This is a genomic window from Roseovarius sp. SCSIO 43702 (assembly GCF_019599045.1).
GTDB lineage: Bacteria > Pseudomonadota > Alphaproteobacteria > Rhodobacterales > Rhodobacteraceae > Roseovarius.
Window position 1 is genome coordinate 103,066 of record NZ_CP080623.1, and the last position, 24,466, is coordinate 127,531.

Consider the following 24,466-nt stretch of genomic DNA (forward strand, 5'->3'; position numbering starts at 1 on the left):
TCAATGAAATATGGCAAAATTATGTCAGTATCTCTTATGCAGTTTCTGCATAGCGGCATTGAGATTACGGCCATTGTGCAAATGCAGCATTTGGCTATCTATCATCTCAGATGAACACCACAGCGAGGCCCGACACTCCGGGTCCCAACAACCGAAGGACGCATGATATGGTTTTCGCATCTGATATCCTCAGCGGACGCGGCGCCGGCAACGAGACCGCACGGAATGGCTTTTTCGGTCAGACGATCAGCCAGATCCAGAAATGGCGTGAGTTCAACAAGACCCGCAATGAGCTGGCATCGCTGAGCGATCGCGCTCTCGCAGATCTCGGCATCAGCCGCGGCGAGATCGACTCGATCGCACGCCGCTCGGTCTACGGCCACGCGTACTGAGCCAAGGAACAGGCGTCCTGATATCAGGGCGTCGACACGGGTGGATCGGGAATTTCTCCTCCCTTTCAATGTTCCGATCTGCCCCTTGCACGTAGGGTTCGCTCCTCCCTGTCGGACGTCAGTCCGGGAACCCCACGTCAATGAACGGTGACGCCATCCTCCCTTGGCGTCACCGTTTTTTTATGCCACGCCAAGCCGCAACGCGTCGTGAATGTGGATGAGACCGTGAAGTCTCCCGTCGTCGGAAACGACGAAAAGCGCGCTGATCTTGTTGGCGTTCATCGCGCCTAGTGCTTCGTACATCAGCGCATCCGGCCCGATCGTGCGCGGATGGCGCGTGGCGACCTCGCCCGCCGTTCGGTCCATGAGCCCCTCGAGGTTTCGCCGCAGGTCACCGTCGGTGATCACCCCGGTCAACATCCCGTCTTCGACCACCGCAGCCACACCGAACCCCTTGGCCGTCATCTCGATCAGGGTCTGTCCCATGTCGGTGTTTTCGTGAACGACGGGAAGGGCATTACCCGTATGCATCACCGACCCGACCTTGAGCAGTTTCGCTCCAAGCGTTCCGCCCGGGTGGAAATCCAGGAAATTCTCACGCTGAAAGCCCCGCAGCTTCATCAGCGCAACCGCCAACGCATCGCCAAGCGCCAGCGTGCATGTTGTCGAGGTGGTAGGCGCCATGCCGATTCCGCAAGCTTCGGGCGCATCGGGAAGCTCAAGCACGTGATCCGCCTGCTGACCCAGCGTGCTTTCGGGTTTCTTGGTGATCGCAATCAATGGAATCGAGAACCGCCGAGTGTGTGCGATGAGATCGGCCAACTCTCGCGTTTCGCCCGAATTGGAGATCAGAATGACGGCATCCTCGGCCGTAACCATTCCCAGGTCGCCATGGCTCGCCTCGCCGGGATGAACCGATTGCGCGGGCGTGCCGGTGCTGGCCATCGTCGCCGCGATCTTATGGGCGATATGTCCCGATTTGCCCATGCCCGACACGATGACGCGGCCCTTGACACCGAGCAGAACCTGGATCGCGGCATCGAACGCGCGCGGAAGATTGTCACGCATGGCCAGAAGCGCGTCGGCCTCTATACCGAGAACTTCTCGGGCCACGTCTACGGATGAGGGGGGGTGCGTCGTCATGATCGCTCCAAACTTGCATTCGCTTCCGCGTGATAGCCTGCGCGGCGCTTGAGCGAAAGGGCGATGGGACCGGGCGACCGATGCAGGGTGGGCGCGATCCAGGAAAAACGCGGCATCGGGCAGGCTATCGAAAGCGCTCTCTCATTGACTTGACCATCCGTCACGGCCAAGAGTCGTGGCAAAAAAATCGCGCAGAAGGGGCAGTTCATGAAAATCGCCATGATCGGAACGGGCTATGTTGGCCTCGTCTCGGGCGTGTGTTTCTCGGATTTTGGTCATGATGTGATCTGCGTCGACAAGGATCCCGCCAAGATCGCAATGCTCGAGCAGGGCGAGGTGCCGATCTTCGAGCCGGGGCTCGATACCCTCATGGCGAAGAACGTGGAGGCAGGCCGACTGTCCTTCACCGGCGATCTGGCTGCCGCCATCGACGGCGCCGGGGCGATCTTCATCGCGGTCGGCACGCCCACGCGACGCGGAGACGGCCACGCAGACCTCACCTATGTCATGGCCGCCGCCGAGGAAATCGCGCGGATGGCGACGGACTACGTTGTGATCGTCACCAAGTCCACGGTGCCTGTCGGCACCAACCGCAAGATCAAGCAGGTCGTCAAGAAAGCCAACCCCGAGCTCGAGTTCGACGTGGTCTCCAATCCCGAGTTCCTTCGCGAAGGCGCCGCGATCGACGATTTCATGAAGCCCGATCGCGTCGTGGTCGGTGTCCAGAGCGACCGCGCCGCCGAGGTCATGGCCGAGATCTATCGCCCCCTCTACCTGCGCGATTTCCCGATCCTGACGACCGATCTGGAAAGCGCGGAAATGATCAAATACGCAGCCAACGCGTTTCTCGCCACCAAGATCACCTTCATCAACGAGATTGCCGCGCTTTGCGAACGCACCGGCGCGGACGTGAAGCAGGTAAGTCACGGCATCGGCCTGGACGGTCGTATCGGCAACAAGTTCCTTCATGCCGGGCCGGGCTATGGCGGAAGCTGCTTTCCCAAGGATACGCGCGCCTTGGCCCGCATAGGTCAGGATCATGGCCTTCCGATGCAGATCACCGAGAAGGTCATTTCCGTCAATGAAGAGATGAAGCGGAGGATGATCGACAAGCTTCTCGATCTCTGCGACGGAAGCTTCAACGGCAAGACCGTCGCCGTTCTCGGCGTCACGTTCAAACCGAATACCGACGACATGCGCGATGCTCCTTCGCTCACCATCGTGCCGGCAATGGTCGGCGCCGGTGCCAAGGTCCGCGTCTGCGACCCCCAGGGCCGGCACGAGGGCGAAGCGCTGCTGCCGGGCGTCAACTGGGTCGAAGATCCCTACAAGGCGATCCAGAACGCCGATCTGCTCGTCATCCTGACCGAGTGGAACGAATTCCGCGCCCTCGATCTCAAGCGGATCGCCCGACGCATGGAAACCCCGCGCCTCGCCGATCTGCGGAACATCTACTCACCGAAGGACGCCCGCCGCGCGGGATTCATCGCCTATGCATCCGTAGGGCGCACGGGTTTCATGTCCCCAGAAAAGGAATGATGGTCCTTCTCCTGCATCAAGTATCCCGGGGTTTGGGGCAGAGCCCCAAGGCCTGCGTGGCCTGAACGCAAATCGGAATGCCGTGCGCATCGCGCACACCGGTGGATCAGTCGAGAAACCGCATGTGTCTCTCGCCCCGCGCCTCGGCGAGCGCGATCTGCTTCTGGCGCTCGCGAAATCGCTCTTTGTCCGCCTCTGACGTCTCGTCCTTGCAATACCGGCACGAGACGCCCTGCTCATAATCCTCGCGTGACATGTCCTCGGGCAGGATCGGGCGGCGGCAGGCATAGCAGAGTTCATGCGGCCCCTCGCTCAACCCGTGACCGACCGAGACCCGGCCATCGAAGACAAAGCAATCTCCTTGCCAGAGACTCCGGTCCTCCGGAATTTCCTCGAGATACTTCAGGATGCCGCCCTTGAGGTGATAGACCTCCTCGACTCCCTGGCCGAGCAGAAAATTCGTCGATTTCTCGCACCGGATGCCGCCGGTGCAGAACATCGCGATGCGCTTGTTGTGAAAGCGCTCCCTGTTCTTCTCCCACCAGTCGGGAAAGTCGCGGAAACTCGTTGTTTCCGGGTCGATCGCGCCCCGGAACGTCCCGATGGCCACCTCGTAGTCGTTGCGCGTGTCTATCACGGCGACATCGGGCGATTCTATCAGGTCGTTCCAGTCCTCCGGCTCGACATAGCGCCCGACCTTCTGGCGAGGGTCCACATCGGGTTGCCCCATGGTGACGATTTCGCGCTTCACGCGCACCTTGAGCCGCCGGAAGGGTTGATCCTCCGACAGGCTTTCCTTGTGTTCGAGATCGTCGCATCCCGGGAGCGCGCGAAGGTGCGCGAGGACGCGGTCTATGCCCGACCGCGTCCCGGCTATCGTGCCGTTCACGCCTTCGCGCGCAAGCAAGAGCGTGCCGCTGATCCCTTCCGAACGACAAAGTTCAAGAAGCGGCGGACGAAGCGCGTCGGGATCATCGAAGCGTGCGAAGCGGTATAGGGCAGCGACCGTGAACATGCTCCCGCATTTATGCGCGTAAGCCCATTTCGGCAAGCCGGCATTGACGCGACGAAACACCGACCCTACCCATGGTGGAAACTGCCAGGGAGCGAAGGATGACACCGGACCGCCACGCCCTTCTCGTGATCGACGTCCAGAACGATTTCTGCCCCGGCGGCGCGCTCGGCGTCGACGGCGGTGACGAGATCGTGGCCGGCATCAACGACCGGATGAAGGACGCCGGAAGCGTCATCCTCACGCAGGACTGGCATCCGGCAGATCATCGGTCATTCGCCTCGGCGCACGAGAAGGCCCAACCGTTCGACGTGACCGAAATGCCGTATGGACAACAGGTACTCTGGCCCGATCATTGCGTTCAAGGGTCCCACGGTGCCGAGTTTCACCCGGACCTCGCCACGGATCGCGGCCATCTCGTGATCCGCAAGGGATTCGACCCGGCGATCGACAGCTATTCGGCCTTCTTCGAGAATGACCGCATGACCCCGACCGGCTTGCACGGATACCTTCAGACCCGTGGCATCCGGGCTTTGACCCTCGTGGGCCTCGCCACGGATTTCTGCGTCAATTTCTCGGCCGTGGATGCGGCCAAGCTAGGATATGGCGTCACGGTCGAGCTTTCCCTCTGCCGGGCGATCGACCTGGATGGCTCCTACGAGCGCGCACTTTCCGACATGAAGGACGCGGGTGTCACGCTGACCTGAGGCGACGATTTCGCCAATGTCCGATCGCGGCCCCGATACAGACCCCAAGCGCCGCACCGAGCGCGTCCGCGTCCAGATCGGCAAGTTCCGCCGCACGGCCCGCAAGCGGCTGGATCACCTCGATCAGCCCGCCATATGCCACGGCCGAGAACCAGATCGCCATCGCCCAGGATGGTCGCACCACCGCTAGCGGAAAAACCAGGGCGGTGAACGCCAACACATGACCCATCTTGTCATTGGAAACGGAGACGACATCGACCCCCGGCGGCAGGAGGAGCAGGACCCCCGAAATCAGAACCATGCCGAGCGTCACAACTATCGCCACGTGCAAGCTGGACCAGCCGATCCCTTTGTCTGACATCAAGCCACTCCCATGCACCGCTCGATACCCGGTAGATGCCTTTATGCCGAAGTCGCCGCAACCTGCACCTGCGGCAAAAGGCGGATTTTCGCGACAATCGCCGAGGTGAAGAATTGTGGCTCAATTCGCACTCGCCATCGCTCGCACGCAGAAGTATAGCGGGGCATCCCCGCCAACGGTAACAGTGAATGGAGAGTGATTCATGGCACGCAAATACTTCGGCACCGATGGCATCCGGGGCACCGCTAACACTTTCCCGATAACCGCAGAAAACGCGTTGCGCATCGGGGCTGCGGCGGGCCGCCATTTCCGCACCGATGGCAGCAATGGTCATCGCGTCGTCATCGGCAAGGACACGAGGCGTTCGGGCTACATGATCGAGACCGCGCTGACCGCCGGTCTGACATCGACCGGCATGAACGTGCTTCTTCTCGGGCCGATCCCGACGCCGGCAGTCGGATACCTGACACGTTCCATGCGGGCCGATCTGGGCATCATGATCTCGGCCAGCCACAACCCCCACTACGACAACGGGATCAAGTTCTTCGGCCCGGACGGGTTCAAGCTTTCGGACGCGGCAGAGGCGGATATCGAGCGGATTCTCGAGGGCGAGATCGTGCCGGCACAGCCGATGAATATCGGTCGCGCCAAGCGGATCGACAGCGGGCAGGGCAGGTATGTCGAATACGCCAAGACCACGCTGCCGCGTGCCACGCGCCTTGACGGGCTGAAAGTCGTGGTCGATTGCGCGAACGGTGCCGCCTACAAGGCCGCTCCGGAAGTGCTTTGGGAGCTCGGTGCGGATGTCATTCCGCTGGGGGTCGCGCCCAACGGCTTCAACATCAACGAGGCGTGCGGATCGACATCTCCGGAGACCGCGGCGCGCACAGTCGTCGAGCATGGGGCCGACCTCGGTATCTGTCTCGACGGGGACGCCGATCGCGTCATTCTCATCGACGAAACGGGCGCGATCGGCGACGGAGACCAGATTATGGCACTCTTCGCAAGCCTCTGGGCCGAGCAGGATCGCCTCTCGCACGGAACGCTCGTGGCGACGGTGATGTCGAATCTCGGGCTCGAGCGCTTCGTCACCGAGCGCGGATTACGGCTCGAGCGGACAAGCGTCGGCGACCGCCACGTGGTCGAGCGGATGCGGGAAGGCGGCTTCAACCTCGGTGGTGAGCAATCGGGTCATATCGTCATGACGGACTTCGCGACCACGGGCGACGGCCTCATCGCCGGGCTGCAATTCCTCGGCGCCATGGTCGAGAGCGGCAAACCGGCCAGCGCGTTGATGCGGAATTTCGCTGCCGTGCCTCAACTGCTCGAGAATGTCAGGTTCGAGAACGGCTCGGACCCGCTCGCATCGCAAAGCGTGAAGACCGTCATCTCGGACCAGGAGAAACGGATATCTTCCTGTGGTCGACTTCTCATTCGCAAGTCGGGAACGGAGCCGCTCATCCGCGTGATGGCCGAGTGTGAGGACGAAGCCCTCCTGCGCGATGTGGTCGGGGAAATCTCGGCCGCGGTTCGCAACGCTGCTTCAGCCACCCACGGCTGAATCTTCGCTCAGCGCCGCGCCTCCCAGCTCAGGGATGCCTGCTGGCGCGTGTAGAATTCGCCGAGAAGCCCGAGCATCAGGAAGATGATCCCCATTATCAAGGGATACTCGATCGATGAATTGCGCGGGAGATAGTTCACGAAGACGAAGCCGCGTGACTGATCGATGCAATGGAAAAGCGGGTTCCAGTCGAACATGGCCAGCATGTAGGACGGCAGGGCGTTCGCAACGAACATCTTGCCGGATGCGATCATGTTGGCCCGCTGGTAGATCGTGGTGAAAATCTGCACGAAGCTGGGGAACCACGGCTTGAGCGCGAAGAGGACGACACCGATCGCCACGCCCGTGAACCATGCGAGAACGAAGGCGCCGAATGCCTTGAACGGGTATTCGACCTCGAAAGGCGTGATCGCCACGTGATAGACGAAGAGCACGATCACAAGGGTCAGAAGCTGCATGTAGAGCGACCCGAGCGCGCTTGCCGTGACCGAAACGACCGTGTTCATGGGCGCGTGTTTCATCATCGGAGACGAAGGTCCTTCTGCGCCCGCCACCGCGCCCACGGCCTTGATATGCGTGAGGAACAGGAAGATTCCCGACATGATGTAGAGCAGGAAATCGCCCCTGAGCGCCGCCCCCCGGAGGCCAAGCACAGAGAACATGAAGTAGAACGCCGCGATGAAAATGACCGCCTGAAGAATGTTCATGACCAACGCCAGAAGGGCGTTGCCGTGGCTCTTGCGCACGTCCCGTACAATCGAATGATAGATAAGCTCGAGAATCGAGAACGCCGACTGCGTGCGGGATCTGGGTTTGACCTGTTGAAACATAACCTCACCGCGGTCTGCGCTGCTCGGGCGGTATCACGGATTTCTTGCCGTCCGGTTAGGCACACACCATAAGTGGCCCGGGAAAACGGATCAAGCATTCACGAATTTATCTCAAGGAGCAGTCTTTTGGATCACGCGAAACTCGTGAACGTCATGCGCCGCCTCGCGCTCGAGGCGGGCGACCGGATCATGGAAATCTATGAAGCCAGCGACTTCGAGGTGAAGGTGAAGTCCGACCAGAGCCCGGTGACCGCCGCGGACGAGGCGGCCGATGCGATCATCTCGGCCGGTTTGCGACAGGCCTTCCCGGATCTGCCCCTCGTCACCGAGGAACAGGCCGAGTCCCATGGTCAGAAGGCCGACACGTTTCTCATTGTCGATCCGCTGGATGGCACCAAGGAGTTCATTCACCGTCGCGGCGACTTCACGGTCAACATCGCGTATGTCGAGAATGGGGAGCCCGTCAGGGGGATCGTCTATGCACCCGCGAAGGGCCGGATGTTCTTCACCGATGAGGTCGGTCACGCCAAGGAAGAGACCGGCCCCTTCGACAAGAAGCAGGTCGGGATGCTGACGGCGCTTCGTGTGGCGCAATCCGACAATGGCGCGCTCATGGTCGTCGCGTCCAAGTCGCATCGCGATCAGGCAACCGACGACTACATCGCGAAATATGCCGTGAAGGACATGAAAAGTGCTGGATCGTCACTCAAGTTCTGTCTTGTCGCCACCGGCGAGGCCGACATCTATCCAAGGCTGGGACGCACGATGGAATGGGACACCGCAGCCGGCCATGCGGTGCTGAGGGGCGCGGGCGGCAAGGTCGTTCGTTTCGACGATCACACGCCGCTGAGATATGGCAAGGAAGGGTTCGCCAACCCGTTCTTCATCGCCCATGCCCCGTCCGTCGATCTGAAGGAGGCGTGATGTCGGTCCTTGTCGTAGTTCCCGCGCGCTATGCGTCGAGCCGCTATCCGGGAAAGCCACTGGCAACGCTCACCGGCGCCACGGGAGAGACCAAGAGCCTCGTGCAAAGATCGTGGGAAGCCGCCGCGTCGGTTTCGGGTGTGGATCGCGTCGTCGTGGCCACCGATGACGACCGGATCGAGACGGCGGCAAGGGCCTTCGGTGCCGAGGTGGTTATGACCTCCCCCGCCTGCGCCAACGGGACCGAGCGCTGCGCCGAGGCGCTCGCGAATCTCGGCGGCGGCTACGATCTCGTGGTGAACCTTCAGGGCGACGCGCCGCTCACACCGCCCTGGTTTGTCGAGGACCTCGTTGAAGGACTGCGCGAGGACGAGGCCGCGCAGGTCGCGACGCCGGTGCTCCGATGCGACGGCACCGCGCTGGCAGGATTTCTCGAGGACCGGCGGCACGGCCGGGTCGGGGGCACGACAGCAGTTTTCACCCCGGATCGACACGCACTCTACTTCTCCAAGGAAGTCATTCCCTACACCGGCCAAACCTACGCGGCCGACGCGGAAACCCCGGTCTTTCATCATGTCGGTGTCTATGCCTACCGCCCCGAAGCGCTTGCGCGGTATCGCTCACTTCGAACCGGACCGCTTGAAGGGCTCGAAGGGCTAGAACAGCTACGGTTTCTCGAAAGCGGCATTCCCATCCTCTGTGTCGAGGTCGATGCGCGTGGGCGCCAGTTCTGGGAGCTCAACAATCCCCAAGATGCACCTCGCCTCGAACGAATGATGGCCGAGATGGGCATGCCCTGATCGTCGGGTCGCCGGAAACCGCGAATTCGCGGAAGTTATCCCGCAACACCGCCAAAAAATTGCCGACTTCCTCGGTATTCCTTGGCCAAACGCCGGGCCCGCGTTGTATCATGAGGGAAAAATACAAGACTTTTTGAGGATCAGGCGATGCGTAACAAGGTCACCAAGGCCATCTTTCCCGTCGCGGGCATGGGGACCCGCTTTCTACCCGCGACCAAATCCGTGCCCAAGGAAATCATGACGCTGGTGGACAGGCCGCTGGTGCAATACGCCATCGACGAAGCACGCGCGGCGGGGATCAAGGAGTTCATCTTCATCACCTCGCGCGGCAAGGGCGCGCTCGAGGATTATTTCGATGTCGCACCTCAGCTCGAGCAGGAGTTGCGCAAGAAGGGAAAGACCGAACTTCTCGAAATCCTGAAATCCACCAACATGGATTCCGGTGAAATCGCCTACATGCGGCAGCACAAGCCCCTGGGTCTCGGTCACGCGGTGTGGTGCGCCCGGAGGCTCATATCGAACGAGCCCTTCGCTGTCATCCTGCCGGACGATGTCATCGCCGCCGAGAAGCCGTGCCTTGCCCAAATGGTCGAAGCCTTCGAGGAGACGCAGTCCAACATCGTCGCCGCGATGGAAGTGCCCGATGACATGGCCTCTTCCTACGGGATTCTCGACGTGAAGGAGGACATGGGTTCCATCGTTTCGACCAAGGGAATGATCGAGAAACCGGCCCCTGGCGAGGCGCCGTCGAACCTCGCGGTGATCGGCCGCTATATCCTGACGCCGACCGTCCTGCAAAAGCTCAACAAGAAGAAGCCCGGTGCGGGCGGCGAGATCCAGTTGACCGATGCCATCGACGACGCGCGTGAGGATGGTGAGGAAGTCTACGGATTCCGCTTCCGCGGCCAGCGCTTCGATTGCGGATCAAAAGCGGGGTTTCTCCAGGCGACCGTGGCCTTTGCCCTGGCACGCGACGATCTTCGCGAAGACCTCGAAAACTACCTGCACGACGTCATCCACTCGCGCCAGGCTGCCCAGTAGGGCGATCCGTGAGAAGACGTGAGCGCGGCTTGCGGCCGAATGTCCGTCACGTTATGCGCGCGCCATGCGTTTCGTTCCGGCCGATCCATTGTCGCGGCAATGAAACGGTCGGACCGTCCCAGGGGGTGAAATGACACATATCCTCGTCACCGGAGGCGCCGGGTACATCGGGTCGCACGCCTGCAAATCGCTGCGGGACGCCGGCTACACCCCCGTGACTTTCGACAACCTGTCCACCGGCTGGGAAGACGCGGTGAAGTTCGGCCCATTTGAAAAGGGCGACCTTCTGGATCGAGCGCGGCTCGACACGGTATTCGCCCAGTATCGGCCGACCGCCGTCATGCATTTCGCAGCGCTCAGCCAAGTGGGCGAGAGCATGGCCAAACCGGGTCTCTACTGGCGCAACAACGTCGCCGGTTCCCTCACGCTCATCGAAGCCGCGATCGCCGCCGGGTGTCTCGACTTCGTATTCTCCTCGACATGCGCCACCTACGGCGATCAGGATAACGTGGTTCTGGACGAGGATTGCGCCCAGCATCCGATCAACGCTTACGGCGCCTCCAAGCGGGCGATCGAGGACATGCTGCGCGATTTCGAAGCTTCGAACGGGTTGCGGCACGTCATTTTCCGCTATTTCAACGTAGCCGGCGCCGATCCGGACGCGGAAGTTGGCGAGTTTCACCAACCCGAGACACACTTGATTCCCCTGGTTCTCGATGCCGTGGCAGGGCGACGCGACGCGCTTACCATTCACGGCACCGACTATGACACGCCCGACGGCACTTGCATCCGTGACTACGTGCATGTGATGGACCTGGTCGAGGCGCATGTTCTGGGCCTGGAACGGTTGCGCAACGGCGGGGAGAGCCGCGTCTACAATCTCGGCACCGGCACCGGGTTTTCCGTAAGGGAGGTCATCGACCACGCGGCCCGGATCACCAATCGGCCGGTTCCCGTCACCGAAGGCCCCCGCCGCCCCGGCGACTGCACCCGTCTTGTGTCCGGTTCGATCCGGGCGAGCGCCGAACTCGGTTGGAGCCCCGATCGCTCGACCATGGATCAGATGGTGCGGGACGCGTGGCGCTGGCACCAAACTGGACAATACGAGAAATAACCGCGATTTTCCCTGTATCGGCCATCGCCACACGGCATGACGTCCGAAGCGTTGCGCGAAAAAGAAGGTCGGGATGCACGGAAAGGTCGTTACAGGAACTCGGCTGTCGGAGCTGTCGATGGCCTACCGCATGCGTTGGAAACGGCGCCGGCTACTCTTTCGCGCGATCCGCAAACGTCGACAACTGAAGGTGGTCGCTGACCGGACCGAGCGGATCGGACCCCGCGACGTGCTTTGCTTCTCGACCGTTCGCAACGAGGCCGTGCGTCTGCCTTATTTCCTGGACCATCACCGTCGGCTGGGCGTCAATCACTTCCTCTTCGTGGACAACCAAAGCGACGACACGACCGTCGAGCTCCTGCGAGATCAGCCCGACGTCTCGCTCTGGTCCACCGGCCACAGCTATCGGCTGTCACGGTTCGGGGTCGATTGGCTCACGTGGCTCCAGATGAAGCATGGTCACGGACACTGGTGCCTGACCCTCGATGCGGATGAACTCCTGATCTATCCTTTCCACGACACCCGCCCTCTTTCCGCGCTGACCGAATGGCTGGACGATCGCGAGATCGGGTCCTCGGGGCGTTGATGCTCGACATGTATCCCAAGGGTGCTCTCGGGTCGCAGCCCTACGAACAGGGCGACGATCCGACCGGGGTCCTGCAATGGTTCGACGGCGGCAACTACATGATCCAGCACCAGCCAAAGCTCGGGAACCTCTGGATTCAGGGCGGACCACGGGCACGTGCATTCTTCGCCGACCGACCGCGCCGCGCTCCGACGATGGGCAAGGTGCCACTTGTGAAATGGAACCGCCGTTTCGCCTATGTCAGCTCGACGCACTCGGTGCTGCCGAGACGGCTTAACCGTGTCTATGACGACGAGGGCGGCGAGAAACTGTGTGGCGTGCTGCTGCACACCAAGTTCCTTCCGACCATCATTGAGAAGTCCGTGGAAGAAAAGAACCGGCGCGAGCATTTCGCGAATTCCGATCTGTACGAGGCCTATTATGATCAGCTGATCGAGGAACCCGATCTCTGGTGCGCACATTCGACCCGGTATCACGGCTGGCGACAGCTTGAGGCAATGGGGCTGATGTCACGCGGCCTATGGTTGTAAATTCATTAATTGTTTACCCTTTGGAAACAAACCGTTATCGTCCGTTCAGAGCGTGCGGAGACGTCGAAAATTCCGAAGGCAAGTGAATGTTAAGGTCGGATGAGTAAGGTCGAGCGCATATCGAACCGTTTCCTTCGGATGGGCGCAGCGTGAGCATCTGGCAATCATACAAGATGCGCATTCGGCGCAAATACGTCAAAGCACGCGCAATTCGCAAACATTTCTCGCTGCGCTGCATGGCCGACCGCACCGATCAGATAAGGCCGGGTGATGTGCTTCTTTTCTCGACCCTTCGCAACGAACATATTCGCCTGCCGTTCTTCCTGAAGTATTACCGCGACCTCGGCATCGATCATTTCCTCATCGTCGACAATGGAAGCGATGACGGAAGCGGCGATTACCTTGCCGACCAACCCGACGTCTCCGTATGGCACACGAAAGGAAGCTACCGCCGCTCGCGTTACGGCGTCGACTGGCTCAACTGGCTTCAACAGAAATACGGTCACGATCATTGGACCTTGGTGGTCGATCCGGACGAGTTCTTCATCTACCCCTTCTGCGATACGCGGCCCATCCGGGCGCTGACCGATTGGCTCGACAGTTCGTCGATCAAGTCCTTCGGCGCCATGCTTCTCGACATGTATCCGAAGGGCCGGATCGACGCCGTGCCCTATCGCCGCGGCCAGGACCCGATCGAGATCGCATCGTGGTTCGACCCTGGCAACTACATGATCGAGAAGAACCGCAAATACGGGAATCTCTGGATTCAGGGCGGGCCGCGCGCGCGCGTTTTCTTTCCCGACGCACCCAAGAAGGCACCCGCGCTCAACAAGATACCGCTCGTCAAATGGCACCGCCGCTACGCCTATGTCAGCTCGACCCACATGCTGCTGCCGCGCGGGCTCAACCATGTCTATGACCAATGGGGGGGCGAGATGGCTTCGGGTATCCTGCTTCACGCCAAGTTCCTCGACACCTTCACCCACAAGGCCGAAGAGGAACTGACCCGCGGCCAGCACTATCGCAGGTCGGTGGAATACAAGGCATACGCGGAAAACCTTCGCGACACGCCAGAGCTTTGGTGCAAATGGTCGGAAAAATATATAAACTGGCGCCAACTCGAGATCCTCGGACTTATGTCGAAGGGGAACTGGGCATGAGGGAAAGGGCAGCGGACCGGTGAGTGTCGGAATCGTCATGCTGGTCCATACGGCGCTGGGGCGGGCCGAACAGGTGGCGCGCCACTGGGCGGCGGCCGGCTGTCCCATCGTGATCCATGCCGACGCGAATGTGCCCCGCGCCTCCTACAAGGCCTTCACCGAAGCGTTGTCGGATCTTCCCGACATCCGCTTTTCCAAGCGCCACCGCTGCGAATGGGGCACCTGGGGCCTCGTCGCCGCGTCTCAGGCCGCGTCAAGGGTCATGCTCGATGAGTTCCCAGATGTCCGGCACGTCTATCTTGCCTCCGGCTCGTGCCTGCCCCTGCGCCCTGTGCAGGAGCTTCTGGATTACCTCGCCGAACGCCCGCAAACCGACTTCATCGAAAGCGCGACAACCGCCGATGTGCCATGGACGATCGGCGGCCTCGACGAGGAGCGTTTCACGCTGCGCTTCCCGTTCTCGTGGCGCAAGCACCGGCTTCTCTTCGACAGGTATGTCCAGTTCCAGCGACTGCTGGGATTCAAGCGGAAGATCCCCAATGGCCTCGTGCCGCATATGGGGTCGCAATGGTGGTGCCTCACCCGGCAAACCTTATCCGCGATCCTCGATGACCCCGAGCGCGAGCGGTATGACCGATACTTCAAACGTGTCTGGATACCCGACGAAAGCTACTTCCAAACTCTCGCACGGCAATATTCCCGGCAGATCGAAAGCCGCTCCCTGACCTTGTCGAAATTCGACTACCAGGGAAAACCGCACATCTTCTACGACGATCACCTGCAACTCCTGCGGCGGTCGGACTGCTTCGTCGCGCGCAAGATATGGCCGCATGCGAACCGCCTTTACGAGGCCTTCCTCACCGACGAAGCCGGGGCGATGAAAAAGACCGAGCCCAATCCCGGCAAGATCGACCGCATCTTCGCCAAAGCGGTCGAGCGCCGAACCCGTGGACGCACCGGCCTCTACATGCAAAGCCGCTTCCCGGTCGAAACGCGTGAGAATGGCCTGACCTCGGCGCAATACTCGGTCTTCCAAGGCTTCACAGAACTCTTCGAGGACTTCGAAACGTGGCTTTCAAGGATGACCGGCACCCGTGTGCATGGTCATATCTTCGCGCCCGAACGTGCCGAGTTCTCCGATGGCCAGACGATCATGAATGGCGCCCTGAGCGACAGTGCCGCGCTGCGCGATTACAACACGCGCGCGTTTCTCGCCAACCTGATATGGAACACGCGCGGCGAAAGACAGTGTTTCCAGTTCGGTCCGCGCGACAATCAGAAGGTCAACTGGGACATCGCCAAGGATCCCAATGCACAGGTGTCGATCATTTCCGGCGCCTGGGCGGTGCCTCTGTTCCAATCCAACATGAATTTCGCCGACATCCGCCGCGAGGCTGCGCGTCTGCAACAGATCGAAAGCAAACACCTCGAGATTCTCCGCTCGTCCTGGACCAAGGCGCGCGTCCGCATCTGGAGCATGGCGGAATTCGTCGAGGCCCCCATGGAGCCGCTTCAACTGATTATCGACGAGATCGGGTCCCCCCAAGGGAGCCGCGGCCTGGCCGAAGTGCCGCGGATGGCGGATCTCACTGGCTTCGGACAGTTTCTCCAGAATCTCAAAAACCAGGGTATGCATCCTTATCTCATGGGCAATTTTCCCGTGTCCCAGGACCCGCAGCAAAGCCAGCAACCGAAACGCAAACCCTACCTGGTGCGATAGCCCGGCATGACTGCGCGCTTCGATTACTTCGTACTCTTCGCGGAAATGCGTACCGGCTCGAACCTGCTCGAGGCGAACCTCAACGCGTTCGAGGGCTTTCAGTGTCACGGAGAGGCATTCAACCCCCATTTCATCGGCTACCCGAACACGACGGAAATCCTAGGCGTGACGCAAGCCATGCGCGAGGGGGACCCCGAGCGGCTGATAAAGGCCATCCGCGAGCGAAGCGAAGGACTTGGCGGCTTTCGTTATTTCCACGATCACGACCCCCGCGTCCTCGACATCTGTCTCGACGATCCGCGCTGCGCCAAGATCATCCTGAACCGCAATCCCGCCGAAAGTTACGTCTCGCTCAAGATCGCCCGCGAGACAGGCCAGTGGAAACTGACCAACGTCAAACGGCGCCGCGACGCCAGGGTGGTGTTCGAGGCCGATGAGTTCGACGACCACATCCAGCAGCTACAGGAGTTTCAGCGCACCCTCATGCGGCGCCTTCAGGTGACCGGGCAGACCGCGTTCCATATCAACTACGACGATCTGAACGATCTCGACATCATCAACGGTCTGGCCCGTTTTCTGGGCAGCGACGAGCGGCTCGAGACACTGGATTCCGGGCTCAAGATACAAAATCCCGAACCTCTTTCCGAGAAGGTCTCGAACTTTGAGGAGATGGAGAAAGCGCTGGCCGGACTCGACATGTTCAACCTCTCGCGCACACCCGATTTCGAACCGCGGCGCGGCCCGGCCGTGCCCGGTTTCTACGTTGGTCTCAGGGCTCCGCTCATCTTCATGCCCGTTCGGGGTGGCCCCGAGCACGAGGTCACGACCTGGCTTGCCGCGCTCGATGGAATCGCCCCCGAGGATCTGCCGACCAGGCTGGCGCAGAAGGAGTTGCGCAAATGGAAGCGACAGACCCCGCTTCACCGCAGCTTCACGGTCCTGCGTCACCCCGTCGCGCGTGCGCATCATACGTTCTGCAACCGTATCCTGAGCCGCGGGGCGCAATGCTTCCCCGAGATCAGACGGACCATGCGCAACTTCCACAAGCTTCCAATTCCCGGCTCAGGGCCGGACGAAGGTTACGACAGGCGGGCCCATAGAGCCGCCTTCCTGGCCTATCTCGAAATCATCAAGGCGAACCTTCGTGGCCAGACCGGCTTTCGCGTGGACGCGGCATGGGCGACGCAATCATCCGTTGTCACCGGGATGGCAAACTTCATTCTACCGGACATGATCCTGCGCGAAGAGGAGATGGCCGAGACCTTGCCCGCATTGGCACGCGCCCTCGGCCACGACGGGACCGCGCCCATGCCTGCGCCCGAACCGGACGAGCCGTTCTCGCTGGCCGAAATTTACGACGAGGAGATCGAAGCGGCCGTCACTGACATCTACCAGAAAGACTACGTCATGTTCGGCTTCGGCCCTTGGGCCTGACGCCGCTACGCGGCCTGCACGGATTGCGCTTCGGTCACGATGGCATGGATCGTCGCCGGATCGGGGTTCGCGCGGATTTTCTCGCAGACGGCCTTGTCCCGCAATGTCCGCGAAACAAGCGCGAGCGCCTTCAAATGCTCCACCCCGGCATCACGCGGCGCGAACAGCGCAAATACCAGATCGACGGGCTGCCGGTCCACCGCGTCGAACTCGACGGGCTGTTCGAGAAGCAGGAACGCGCCGCATACCTCGGACACGCCCTCCAGCCGCGCGTGCGGAAGGGCCACGCCATGCCCGACACCTGTGGGACCCAGGCTTTCCCGTTCCAGCAAGGCGTCGACAACGTCCTGGGGGTCCAGACCGTGGACCGCTGCGGCGACGTCGCCCAATTCGTGCATCAACCTCTTCTTGCTCGAAACGCGGGATAAAATCCGAACGGCCTCGGGCTTGAGGATAGTGGAAAATTCCATGAACTGCTCCGATGGCGGGGCGACGCCCGTCGCCCATTGCCTTCTACATCACGGATCGATCCACCCGATGTTGCCGTCTTCGCGACGATACACCACGTTCAATCCGTCTTTCGCCTCGTTTCGAAAGACGAGGACCGGCGCCCCGGCAAGTTCCATCTGCATCACGGCCTCACCGACGCTAAGGGCGGGGATCTTCGTCTCCGTCTCGGCGATGATGATCGGTTGCAGGGAGTCGGGTTCCGATTCTCCGTCCCGGTTATCAGAGGCGAGGATATAGGAGGATGCGCCCAAGAGTTCAACCGGCTGCGCGCGGTCGCGATGATGATCCTTCAGCCGACGCTTGTAGCGGCGCAGTTGTTTTTCCATCTTTTCGCAGCAGGAATCGAACGCCGCGTAGATTTCATGCGCATGGGCCTTGGCCTGCACGGTCAGACCGGTGGAAAGATGGACGGTCGCCTCGCACACGAATTCGCTCGCGCTCTTGGAAAAGACCACATTGGCATCCGTCGGCCGCTCGGCATATTTCTCGACCGCTGCGCCCAGGGAATTCTTGACGTGGGTTTGCAGGGCAGCGCCGATGTCGATCTGTTTTCCGCTGATTTGATACCGCATCTCATCTCCTTCATCTGGTCAGGTCGCACCAATCCCGCCTGCGGCTACTGCCGGGTCCGGCGTTCAGGTTCGTCCGTGGAATAATGACGCCCGTCCGGCTTGTTCAAGACCGCCCCCGGAATCATCGGGGCAGGATGCTGAAAGCGCGAAGATCACGAATGTCATGTTTCAATTGAGGCTTCCTGCGACACGATTGTCAATGTCGAACGGATGGCTGGGCGCAGATATCGGCCTTGCGCGGGAGACCGATCAGTAGATCTTGAAATTCTCGCCCAGATAGACACGCCGCACATTCTCGTTCGCGACAACGTCATCCGCGGTGCCTGACATCAGGACCTTGCCGTCGTGAAGGATATAGGCCCGGTCCACGATCTCGAGCGTTTCGCGCACGTTGTGATCTGTGATCAGCACGCCAATGCCGCGCTTCCTGAGATCGGCAACAAGATGCCGGATATCGCCCACGCTGATCGGGTCGACACCGGCGAAGGGTTCGTCGAGCAGAAGATACTTGGGATCCGCGGCCAGGCAGCGCGCGATCTCGACGCGCCGACGTTCCCCGCCCGACAGGGCAAGCGCCGGCGCGCGCCGCAGATGCTCGATCGAGAATTCCGACAGAAGCTCCTCGAGACGCTTGCGCCGCGTATAGCGATCCGAATGGGTGATATCGAGGATCGCCATGATGTTGTCCTCGACCGACAGGCCGCGAAAGATCGACATCTCCTGCGGCAGATAGCCGATCCCCAGTTTCGCGCGGCGATACATAGGAAGGCGCGTGACATCGCGACCGTCGATCTCGACCTTGCCGGCCTCGGGTTGGATGAGGCCCGCGATCGCATAGAAGGTCGTGGTCTTGCCCGAACCGTTCGGCCCCAAGAGGGCCGCCACCTCGCCTTGCCTCACGTCGAGCGACACGTCGCGGATCACCACCCGCTTGCGATAGCTCTTTCTCAGGTTGGAAATCCTGAGACCCTGCGCCTCGTGCGCAAGCTTGAGGTCGGGCGCTTGGCTCATTGTGTATCCGATTGCGGCTGAAGCACCGTCTTCACTCGGCCCGTCATGCGCGCGGTGCCCGCCACGGTATCCACGAACATGTTGTCCCCGGTGATCGCGTTGCGTCCCTGGACCAGAAGAACATCGCCCGACATGGTGATCACGCCGGTCTGCACATTGTAGTCCGCGCTCGCCGCCTCTGCCGCGTCCTCGCCGCTGACAAGCGTGACGCCCTGCTTGGCCTCCAGGCGGTCAATGCGGCCCGTCTCATCCTCGACGTAATGGACCTTGACCCACGGCGCCGAAAGACGCATCGCGCCCTGCGCGATGACCACGCCGCCGGTGAAGATGGCGGTGCCGTCATTCTGATCGACCGCGAGGTTGTCCGCAGTCACCTCGACCGGCAGGTCGCTTTCCTGCGGCGAGGCGCCGAACGCCACCTGCGCGCCTTGCGCATGAAGGGCGGTCGCGCCAATACCAAGACACACCACCGTCACGATCGTGCGGATCAAACCCGTCATTCTTCGTTCTCCCGCGGTTGGTATAGCAGCTTCACACCGTCGGTGAACAGCAAATGCACGCTGCCATCGGACCCCTCCGAAACCAGTTTCATTCGTCCGGCCTCGAGATCTCCGGCCGGCCCCGTTCCCGTGACTTGCCCGGGTGCTTCCGCGCCCATCGTCTCGAAATCGGCCTCCAGAAGTTCCGTGCGAAGGTCGTACCCGGTTGTCGTCGTCACACGCACATCCCCACGCAGTTCCGCATCGCGCATATCCCGCCCAGCCGTGCCATGGTCGGCGGTCACGTCGATCTCCGTGCCATTCTCGAGGATGAATTTCGCCACCACGCGATCCGCCAGCACGCGTTCGAGGTTCTCGGGATCGGGCCGAACCGTCTCGGCCCGGAACGTCACCTCCTCGCCCCCGCTCGTCACACCGGAAAAGCTCGGGTTGCTCACGCCCTGATCCTGCGCCCGCTGCTCGAGATCGACATCGGAAAGCGGCAGGTTCGAGGTGGGATCCACCTTGCGCGACAACAGGAAAAGTGTCGAGAGGAGGCCCAGCGCGACCAGCGGCAGGACCACCTTGAGCCAGCCGATGAGGCGCGTATAGAACTCGTCGCTCGCCACGTCGCAATCAGTGCGCGAAAATGTCTTCGTCCGGCCATCCGGCCAGATCGAGACGTGCACGCATGGGAAGAAAGTCGAAGCAGGCTTGCGCCATCTCCATGCGCCCTTCGCGAAGCAGGCGTGCATTCAGCTCGTCGCGCAGTCGATGCAGGTAGAGCACGTCCGACGCGGCATATTCGAGTTGCGCCTCGCTCAGCGTCTCCGCGCCCCAGTCCGAACTCTGCTGCTGTTTCGAGATATCGACGCCCAGAAGTTCCTGGAGAAGATATTTCAGGCCGTGCCGATCGGTATAGGTGCGGACGAGCTTGCTGGCGATCTTGGTGCAATAGACGGGCGCCGTCAGCGCGCCGAAAGCGTTCAGCAGGGCCGCGATATCGAACCGCCCGAAGTGAAAGAGCTTCAGTACGTCGGGATCTTCCAGCATCCGCAGGAGGTTCGGCGCCTCGCTCTGGCCTTTCTCGATCTGGACCAGGTGCGCGTTCCCGTCCCCACCCGACATCTGGATGACACACAGCCGGTCGCGATGCGGTCGAAGGCCCATCGTCTCGCAATCTATGGCCACGATGGGCCCGAGGTCGAGATCATCGGGCAAATCGCCCCGGTACAGCGTGTTTGTCATGATGCGGCCCTTCGGATGTTCACGCTCGGGATATATAGGATCGCGGGGAGCGGCCACAAAAAATTCGCCTGAACCTGCGCTCAGGTCTCGGGGTCGACCTTGCCACGCAGGGACTTGACCTCGCCCCGTGCCTTCTTGGCCTTGAGCCTGCGTTTTTTCCACCCGAGCGTCGGTCGCGTCGGGATCCGCCTCTTCGGCTTTCGGGCCGCCTTCGCGATGAGCTCGATCAGCCGTTCGCGCGCGATATCGCGGTTGCGTGCCTGGCTGCGTTCCTCATCGCACTGGATCACGATGGTGCCGGCGTCGGTCCATCTCCGGCCTGCCAGGCGTTTCAGCCGTTTCTTCACGGGATCGGGAAGGTTCGGCGACCGTTCCGCCTCGAAGCGCAGCTCGACGGCGGAGGCAACCTTGTTGACGTTCTGGCCACCCGGTCCGCTTGACCGCACGAACTGTTCGGTCAGCTCCCAGTCCTCGATGCTTATCTGGTCGTTTACTCTCAGCATGAGCGAAAAATAGCACCAAATGGCGACCTTCAGGAACGGAACGAGCCCCCGTTGGGGGCTCGCCTCGAGAATCGGAGGTGGCAAGCAGGGCCGGTTCGGCACCCGAAGCCAGGATCAGATCAAGAGGGGCTGCCCCCTAGATCGACACCTCGCTCGTAACCTTGTCCAGCTGCTCCAGTTTCCCAATAATCATAGGCACCTCCTTTCTCGTTGTTATCCACATCTAGGAGCCTGCCATAGATTTTGCAGAAGTCAAAAGTTTTTACCCAAGACCATGCGAAACCTTTCTCACGATGATGCGAAATGGAATCAGCGAGATGATGCCCACGCACAGCTTCACGCCCCAATCGGTGACCGCGAGGGTGATCCAGAGCGGTGCCACCGGGCCACTCAGCAGGAACGGCACCGGCTCCCACGCCCAGTTTATCGCCGCGTCGGCGTCGGGGCCGAAGACGGTGATGCTGGCCGCGAAGGCGATCGAGAAGAAAAGGGCCGTGTCCACCGACGACCCCACGACGGTCGAAACGAGCGGAGCGCGCCACCATGCACCCCCCCGTAGCCGGTCGAAGATAACCACGTCCAGAAGTTGCGCGACGAGAAACGCCGTGGCGGATCCCACAGCGATGCGCAAAGCGACTGCCGGCCCATGCTCGAGCATGATCTGCGATCCGACAAGGCTCGAAAGCACGCCGACGACGAACCCGACGAGCACGACACGCCGGGCCGCGGCCACGCCATAGATGCGGTTCATGATATCAGTGACCAGGAATGCCAGCGGATAGGTGAACGCCCCCCAGGTCAGAAGCCCGTCCAGGATCAGGAACTGAACCAGGATGTTCGACGCCACCACGATGGCGGCCATGGCAAGAATGCCGGTCATGTATCGCATGAGATTTTTCCGTTTTCACAAGGTTGCGGAGACTTGGCCCCGAGCCTGCGGGGCAGGCGGGGTCTAGTCCTCCGCGCCTGCCCGGTCAATATCTCACGCGCATCGCGCTTACGGGGACTGCAACACGCTTACGCACTGGTTGGGCAGGTTCGCCATGGTCAACTCGACCCGAGGCTTCGGCTTCGGAGCGTCGGGATCCGGCGGCGGCGGGTTGAGGATGTTGTTGACCCAGCGCTGCGCGTCTGCGCATCCGTCACCACGCGGCGGCGGCGATTGGTCCACGCATCCCCGCGCGCCCCGCGGACATTTCAGCCGGACGTGGAAATGGTAGTGATGCCCATACCATGGCCGGATCTTGTTGAGCCAGGACCGATCGCCGGTTTCGTCCTTGCACATCCGGACCTTGGCCCCCGGGAACACGAAGATGCGCGCCGTTCGCGGATCCTGCGCAGCGGCCTTGATGATCTCGTGATGCGCGCGGGTCCAGTCCCCGTTGGTAAACGCGCCCTTGGACCGGCGCATCGAGATCGACGACAGGTTCTCGCGCTCGGTGCGGCTCAGGTTCAGGCGGTTCGCCGGTCTCATCCAGATGTCGATATCGAGACCGACCTGGTGGCTGCGATGCCCGGTCAGCATCGGTCCGCCCCTCGGCTGGCTGATATCCCCGATGTAAAGCCCGTTCCAACCCGGTTGTTGCGCCGCCTTGGCCGAAAGCCTCTGGATGAAATCGATCGTCTCGGGATGACCCCAGTTGCGGTTGCGGCTCAGACGCATGGCCTGCCATGTCGGTCCCGTCTCCGGAAGCTGCACACCACCGGCAAGGCATCCTTTCGAATATCCGCCATAGGGTGCCGGCGCTTGCCGTGACCCGGTCGCTCTCGCGCCGAAAAGTTGCTTGGCCGGCACCTTCTGCATCGCGCCGGGAATGTCGATGCTCTTGACGCTCGCCTCGGACTGCGCTTCGGACTCGCCGCATGCCGCCAGCGCGAGGACCGCGCAAATTGCCAGAATCCGTTTCATGTAGGTTGATCTCCCTCTGCCCTGACCCAGCGTAGCAGGAGAAGTCCGATCAGGAAAAGCCCGATGACCGGCGTGATCCCTATACGCGCATTCCCACTCATCTCCGTCGCGGCCCAGACGAGCGCCGGGGCGAGAAACGCGGTGGCGCGACCTGACAGGCCGTAAAGGCCGAAGCTCTCGGTCGGGGCGTCCGGATCGGTATGACGGACCATGAGCGACCGGCTCGCCGCCTGGAGGGTCCCGCCAAGGCCCCCGATCAGTGCGCCGCATATCAGGAACGTGACATCCGGCAGGCCCGACCCATCCTCGAGCGGCATCCAGAGAAGCTGGCTCCGATCCATCGAGACGATGATCACGCAGACGATCGTCAGGCCGAGAATGGCGCCGATGATGACGGGCTTCGGACCGAAGCGACCGTCGAACCGCCCCCCGATCCAACTGAACGCCGCCGCCGACAGGGCACCCACGATACCGAATACCCCCACCCGGACGATATCCCAGTTGAGAACCAGAAGCGCGTAGGTGCCCCCGAACCCGTACAGCCCGTTCAGCGCGTCGCGGTAGAGCATCGAGGACCCGAGATAGGTCAGCAGGCTGCGCCGCGCACCGAGATTCATGATCGAGCGTTTCAGAAGCCGCAGCGCGTCGCCGAACCCTCGCCCACGGCGGCCGGGGCCAAGATCGGGAACCCAAAGAAAGTAGGGGATCATGAATACCGCGAACCAGAGCGCGGTGAATGGTCCCACGAATCTCGCACCCTCGCGCTGCGCGGGATCGAGACCGAAGGCCGGATCGAGCCCCACCAATGTCTTGCCGGTGGGCTGTTCGAGGAAGAAGACCAGCATGATGAGAAGCGACAGAAGCCCTCCCGCGTAACCGAACGCGAAGCCCGACCCCGAGATCTTGCCCACATCCTCCCGCGTGCCCAGAGAGGGAAGCTGCGAGTTGATGAAGATGAGCGCGTATTCCGCACCGATGAACCCCACTCCGAAGGTGACGAGCGCCCATGTGAGGTTGGAGCCGTCCGGGTTGGTCCACCAGATTCCCGACGCGCCGATCACGTAGAGCGCCGAGAAAAACACGATCCAGGGCAGCCGTTTGCCGACGGTGTCCGCCATCGCGCCCAGCAGGGGCGCGCCGAATCCGATGATGAGCCCCGTGATCGTGAGGCATCCCGACCAGAGGCTCTGGGCCTTCGCGTCCGCCAGTGTCTCGTTCAGCCCCATTCCGGCATAATGGGCCGTGGCGATACTCGCGAAGAAGGGTCCGAAAACGAAGGTGACGAGGAGCGTATGATAGGGCTGGCTCGCCCAGTCGAAGAAATACCAACCCCAGATGCGTTTCCTGCTCGCTGCTTCGTCCATGCCCGTCCCCGCTTGC

General features: G+C 61.6%; 25 protein-coding genes and 1 pseudogene. 12 read left to right on the forward strand and 14 right to left on the reverse strand.

Annotation, left to right across the window (positions count from 1 at the left end):
• Nucleotides 1–167 precede the first annotated feature (167 nt).
• Nucleotides 168–392 carry a DUF1127 domain-containing protein gene (locus K1T73_RS00490; RefSeq protein ID WP_220602061.1) on the forward strand — a complete coding sequence of 75 codons (225 nt, stop codon included), beginning with the start codon at nt 168–170 and terminating at the stop codon, nt 390–392.
• Between the two features lie 180 nt (nt 393–572).
• Here K1T73_RS00490 and K1T73_RS00495 read toward each other — a convergent pair whose 3' ends face one another.
• On the reverse strand, nt 573–1,535 hold the full coding sequence (locus tag K1T73_RS00495; RefSeq protein WP_220602062.1) for an SIS domain-containing protein: 963 nt from the start codon (nt 1,533–1,535) through the stop codon (nt 573–575).
• A gap of 207 nt (nt 1,536–1,742) precedes the next feature.
• On the opposite strand from K1T73_RS00495, the gene K1T73_RS00500 reads away from it, so the two are divergent.
• Nucleotides 1,743–3,074: a UDP-glucose/GDP-mannose dehydrogenase family protein gene (locus K1T73_RS00500; protein WP_220602063.1), complete on the forward strand. Its 1,332-nt coding sequence runs from the start codon at nt 1,743–1,745 to the stop codon at nt 3,072–3,074.
• 106 nt (nt 3,075–3,180) lie between these two features.
• Here the strand turns inward: K1T73_RS00500 and K1T73_RS00505 are convergent, their stop codons facing one another.
• Entirely contained in the window at nt 3,181–4,089 is a 909-nt protein-coding gene (locus K1T73_RS00505; RefSeq protein ID WP_220602064.1) for a rhodanese-related sulfurtransferase, read from the reverse strand.
• A 98-nt stretch (nt 4,090–4,187) separates the two neighbouring features.
• Here K1T73_RS00505 and pncA point away from each other — a divergent pair, with 98 nt between their 5' ends.
• Nucleotides 4,188–4,793 (forward strand): bifunctional nicotinamidase/pyrazinamidase, encoded by a 606-nt coding sequence (gene pncA / locus K1T73_RS00510; protein ID WP_220602065.1) that lies wholly within the window; start codon nt 4,188–4,190, stop codon nt 4,791–4,793.
• Here pncA and K1T73_RS00515 read toward each other — a convergent pair.
• Nucleotides 4,780–5,154, reverse strand: a complete 375-nt coding sequence (locus tag K1T73_RS00515; RefSeq protein ID WP_220602066.1) for a VanZ family protein — start codon at nt 5,152–5,154, stop codon at nt 4,780–4,782. The two genes, pncA and K1T73_RS00515, sit on opposite strands and share 14 nt — an antisense overlap.
• A gap of 202 nt (nt 5,155–5,356) precedes the next feature.
• Between K1T73_RS00515 and glmM the strand changes: the two genes are divergently transcribed.
• Entirely contained in the window at nt 5,357–6,715 is a 1,359-nt protein-coding gene (glmM, locus tag K1T73_RS00520) for a phosphoglucosamine mutase (protein ID WP_220602067.1), read from the forward strand.
• Between the two features lie 8 nt (nt 6,716–6,723).
• Here glmM and K1T73_RS00525 read toward each other — a convergent pair whose 3' ends face one another.
• Nucleotides 6,724–7,545: an ABC transporter permease gene (locus K1T73_RS00525; protein WP_220602068.1), complete on the reverse strand. Its 822-nt coding sequence runs from the start codon at nt 7,543–7,545 to the stop codon at nt 6,724–6,726.
• 126 nt (nt 7,546–7,671) lie between these two features.
• Between K1T73_RS00525 and cysQ the strand changes: the two genes are divergently transcribed.
• From cysQ to K1T73_RS00565, 8 genes and pseudogenes are all read left to right on the forward strand, one after another.
• Nucleotides 7,672–8,469 (forward strand): 3'(2'),5'-bisphosphate nucleotidase CysQ, encoded by a 798-nt coding sequence (gene cysQ / locus K1T73_RS00530; protein ID WP_220602069.1) that lies wholly within the window; start codon nt 7,672–7,674, stop codon nt 8,467–8,469.
• Entirely contained in the window at nt 8,469–9,269 is an 801-nt protein-coding gene (locus K1T73_RS00535; protein WP_220602070.1) for a 3-deoxy-manno-octulosonate cytidylyltransferase, read from the forward strand. Before cysQ ends, K1T73_RS00535 begins: the two co-directional genes overlap by 1 nt.
• A 147-nt stretch (nt 9,270–9,416) precedes the next feature.
• The gene (gene galU / locus K1T73_RS00540; protein WP_220602071.1) at nt 9,417–10,310 is read left to right on the forward strand and encodes a UTP--glucose-1-phosphate uridylyltransferase GalU; all 894 of its coding nucleotides are present in this window, start codon (nt 9,417–9,419) and stop codon (nt 10,308–10,310) included.
• A gap of 130 nt (nt 10,311–10,440) precedes the next feature.
• Nucleotides 10,441–11,424, forward strand: coding sequence for a UDP-glucose 4-epimerase GalE (gene galE / locus K1T73_RS00545; protein WP_220602072.1), 984 nt, complete (start codon nt 10,441–10,443; stop codon nt 11,422–11,424).
• 130 nt (nt 11,425–11,554) lie between these two features.
• A pseudogene (locus K1T73_RS00550) lies at nt 11,555–12,540 on the forward strand (glycosyltransferase family 2 protein).
• 173 nt (nt 12,541–12,713) lie between these two features.
• On the forward strand, nt 12,714–13,700 hold the full coding sequence (locus tag K1T73_RS00555) for a glycosyltransferase family 2 protein (RefSeq protein ID WP_220603554.1): 987 nt from the start codon (nt 12,714–12,716) through the stop codon (nt 13,698–13,700).
• A gap of 19 nt (nt 13,701–13,719) precedes the next feature.
• On the forward strand, nt 13,720–15,420 hold the full coding sequence (locus K1T73_RS00560) for a beta-1,6-N-acetylglucosaminyltransferase (RefSeq protein WP_220602073.1): 1,701 nt from the start codon (nt 13,720–13,722) through the stop codon (nt 15,418–15,420).
• 6 nt (nt 15,421–15,426) lie between these two features.
• Nucleotides 15,427–16,854, forward strand: coding sequence for a sulfotransferase family 2 domain-containing protein (locus K1T73_RS00565; protein WP_220602074.1), 1,428 nt, complete (start codon nt 15,427–15,429; stop codon nt 16,852–16,854).
• A 5-nt stretch (nt 16,855–16,859) separates the two neighbouring features.
• Here the strand turns inward: K1T73_RS00565 and K1T73_RS00570 are convergent, their stop codons facing one another.
• From K1T73_RS00570 to K1T73_RS00615, 10 genes are all read right to left on the reverse strand, one after another.
• Complete coding sequence (locus K1T73_RS00570; protein ID WP_220602075.1) at nt 16,860–17,324, reverse strand: PTS sugar transporter subunit IIA; 465 nt, start codon at nt 17,322–17,324, stop codon at nt 16,860–16,862.
• Nucleotides 17,325–17,372: 48 nt separating this feature from the next.
• Entirely contained in the window at nt 17,373–17,936 is a 564-nt protein-coding gene (gene hpf / locus K1T73_RS00575; protein ID WP_220602076.1) for a ribosome hibernation-promoting factor, HPF/YfiA family, read from the reverse strand.
• A gap of 249 nt (nt 17,937–18,185) precedes the next feature.
• On the reverse strand, nt 18,186–18,947 hold the full coding sequence (gene lptB / locus K1T73_RS00580; protein ID WP_220602077.1) for an LPS export ABC transporter ATP-binding protein: 762 nt from the start codon (nt 18,945–18,947) through the stop codon (nt 18,186–18,188).
• Nucleotides 18,944–19,447 (reverse strand): LptA/OstA family protein, encoded by a 504-nt coding sequence (locus K1T73_RS00585; protein ID WP_220602078.1) that lies wholly within the window; start codon nt 19,445–19,447, stop codon nt 18,944–18,946. Before K1T73_RS00585 ends, lptB begins: the two co-directional genes overlap by 4 nt.
• Nucleotides 19,444–20,055, reverse strand: coding sequence for an LPS export ABC transporter periplasmic protein LptC (gene lptC / locus K1T73_RS00590; RefSeq protein WP_220602079.1), 612 nt, complete (start codon nt 20,053–20,055; stop codon nt 19,444–19,446). Before lptC ends, K1T73_RS00585 begins: the two co-directional genes overlap by 4 nt.
• 7 nt (nt 20,056–20,062) lie before the next feature.
• On the reverse strand, nt 20,063–20,674 hold the full coding sequence (locus K1T73_RS00595) for a ribonuclease D (RefSeq protein WP_220602080.1): 612 nt from the start codon (nt 20,672–20,674) through the stop codon (nt 20,063–20,065).
• Between the two features lie 80 nt (nt 20,675–20,754).
• Nucleotides 20,755–21,177, reverse strand: a complete 423-nt coding sequence (gene arfB, locus K1T73_RS00600) for an alternative ribosome rescue aminoacyl-tRNA hydrolase ArfB (protein WP_220602081.1) — start codon at nt 21,175–21,177, stop codon at nt 20,755–20,757.
• Between the two features lie 262 nt (nt 21,178–21,439).
• On the reverse strand, nt 21,440–22,066 hold the full coding sequence (locus tag K1T73_RS00605; protein ID WP_220602082.1) for a queuosine precursor transporter: 627 nt from the start codon (nt 22,064–22,066) through the stop codon (nt 21,440–21,442).
• A gap of 108 nt (nt 22,067–22,174) precedes the next feature.
• The gene (gene mepA / locus K1T73_RS00610) at nt 22,175–23,086 is read right to left on the reverse strand and encodes a penicillin-insensitive murein endopeptidase (RefSeq protein WP_220602083.1); all 912 of its coding nucleotides are present in this window, start codon (nt 23,084–23,086) and stop codon (nt 22,175–22,177) included.
• Nucleotides 23,083–24,450 carry an MFS transporter gene (locus K1T73_RS00615; protein ID WP_220602084.1) on the reverse strand — a complete coding sequence of 456 codons (1,368 nt, stop codon included), beginning with the start codon at nt 24,448–24,450 and terminating at the stop codon, nt 23,083–23,085. Before K1T73_RS00615 ends, mepA begins: the two co-directional genes overlap by 4 nt.
• Nucleotides 24,451–24,466 lie beyond the last annotated feature (16 nt).

What these genes read in the sequence shown, in the direction of transcription:
- K1T73_RS00505 (WP_220602064.1), bottom strand. Translation starts at nt 4,089, where the DNA reads ATGTTCACGGTCGCTGCCCTATACCGCTTCGCACGCTTCGATGATCCC.
- K1T73_RS00565 (WP_220602074.1), top strand. Translation starts at nt 15,427, where the DNA reads ATGACTGCGCGCTTCGATTACTTCGTACTCTTCGCGGAAATGCGTACC.
- K1T73_RS00605 (WP_220602082.1), bottom strand. Translation starts at nt 22,066, where the DNA reads ATGCGATACATGACCGGCATTCTTGCCATGGCCGCCATCGTGGTGGCG.
- K1T73_RS00525 (WP_220602068.1), bottom strand. Translation starts at nt 7,545, where the DNA reads ATGTTTCAACAGGTCAAACCCAGATCCCGCACGCAGTCGGCGTTCTCG.
- glmM (WP_220602067.1), top strand. Translation starts at nt 5,357, where the DNA reads ATGGCACGCAAATACTTCGGCACCGATGGCATCCGGGGCACCGCTAAC.
- K1T73_RS00490 (WP_220602061.1), top strand. Translation starts at nt 168, where the DNA reads ATGGTTTTCGCATCTGATATCCTCAGCGGACGCGGCGCCGGCAACGAG.
- K1T73_RS00535 (WP_220602070.1), top strand. Translation starts at nt 8,469, where the DNA reads ATGTCGGTCCTTGTCGTAGTTCCCGCGCGCTATGCGTCGAGCCGCTAT.
- galE (WP_220602072.1), top strand. Translation starts at nt 10,441, where the DNA reads ATGACACATATCCTCGTCACCGGAGGCGCCGGGTACATCGGGTCGCAC.
- lptB (WP_220602077.1), bottom strand. Translation starts at nt 18,947, where the DNA reads ATGAGCCAAGCGCCCGACCTCAAGCTTGCGCACGAGGCGCAGGGTCTC.
- pncA (WP_220602065.1), top strand. Translation starts at nt 4,188, where the DNA reads ATGACACCGGACCGCCACGCCCTTCTCGTGATCGACGTCCAGAACGAT.
- K1T73_RS00585 (WP_220602078.1), bottom strand. Translation starts at nt 19,447, where the DNA reads ATGACGGGTTTGATCCGCACGATCGTGACGGTGGTGTGTCTTGGTATT.
- K1T73_RS00570 (WP_220602075.1), bottom strand. Translation starts at nt 17,324, where the DNA reads ATGGAATTTTCCACTATCCTCAAGCCCGAGGCCGTTCGGATTTTATCC.
- K1T73_RS00500 (WP_220602063.1), top strand. Translation starts at nt 1,743, where the DNA reads ATGAAAATCGCCATGATCGGAACGGGCTATGTTGGCCTCGTCTCGGGC.
- arfB (WP_220602081.1), bottom strand. Translation starts at nt 21,177, where the DNA reads ATGCTGAGAGTAAACGACCAGATAAGCATCGAGGACTGGGAGCTGACC.
- galU (WP_220602071.1), top strand. Translation starts at nt 9,417, where the DNA reads ATGCGTAACAAGGTCACCAAGGCCATCTTTCCCGTCGCGGGCATGGGG.
- K1T73_RS00615 (WP_220602084.1), bottom strand. Translation starts at nt 24,450, where the DNA reads ATGGACGAAGCAGCGAGCAGGAAACGCATCTGGGGTTGGTATTTCTTC.
- hpf (WP_220602076.1), bottom strand. Translation starts at nt 17,936, where the DNA reads ATGCGGTATCAAATCAGCGGAAAACAGATCGACATCGGCGCTGCCCTG.
- K1T73_RS00595 (WP_220602080.1), bottom strand. Translation starts at nt 20,674, where the DNA reads ATGACAAACACGCTGTACCGGGGCGATTTGCCCGATGATCTCGACCTC.
- K1T73_RS00495 (WP_220602062.1), bottom strand. Translation starts at nt 1,535, where the DNA reads ATGACGACGCACCCCCCCTCATCCGTAGACGTGGCCCGAGAAGTTCTC.
- K1T73_RS00555 (WP_220603554.1), top strand. Translation starts at nt 12,714, where the DNA reads ATGCGCATTCGGCGCAAATACGTCAAAGCACGCGCAATTCGCAAACAT.
- K1T73_RS00515 (WP_220602066.1), bottom strand. Translation starts at nt 5,154, where the DNA reads ATGTCAGACAAAGGGATCGGCTGGTCCAGCTTGCACGTGGCGATAGTT.
- mepA (WP_220602083.1), bottom strand. Translation starts at nt 23,086, where the DNA reads ATGAAACGGATTCTGGCAATTTGCGCGGTCCTCGCGCTGGCGGCATGC.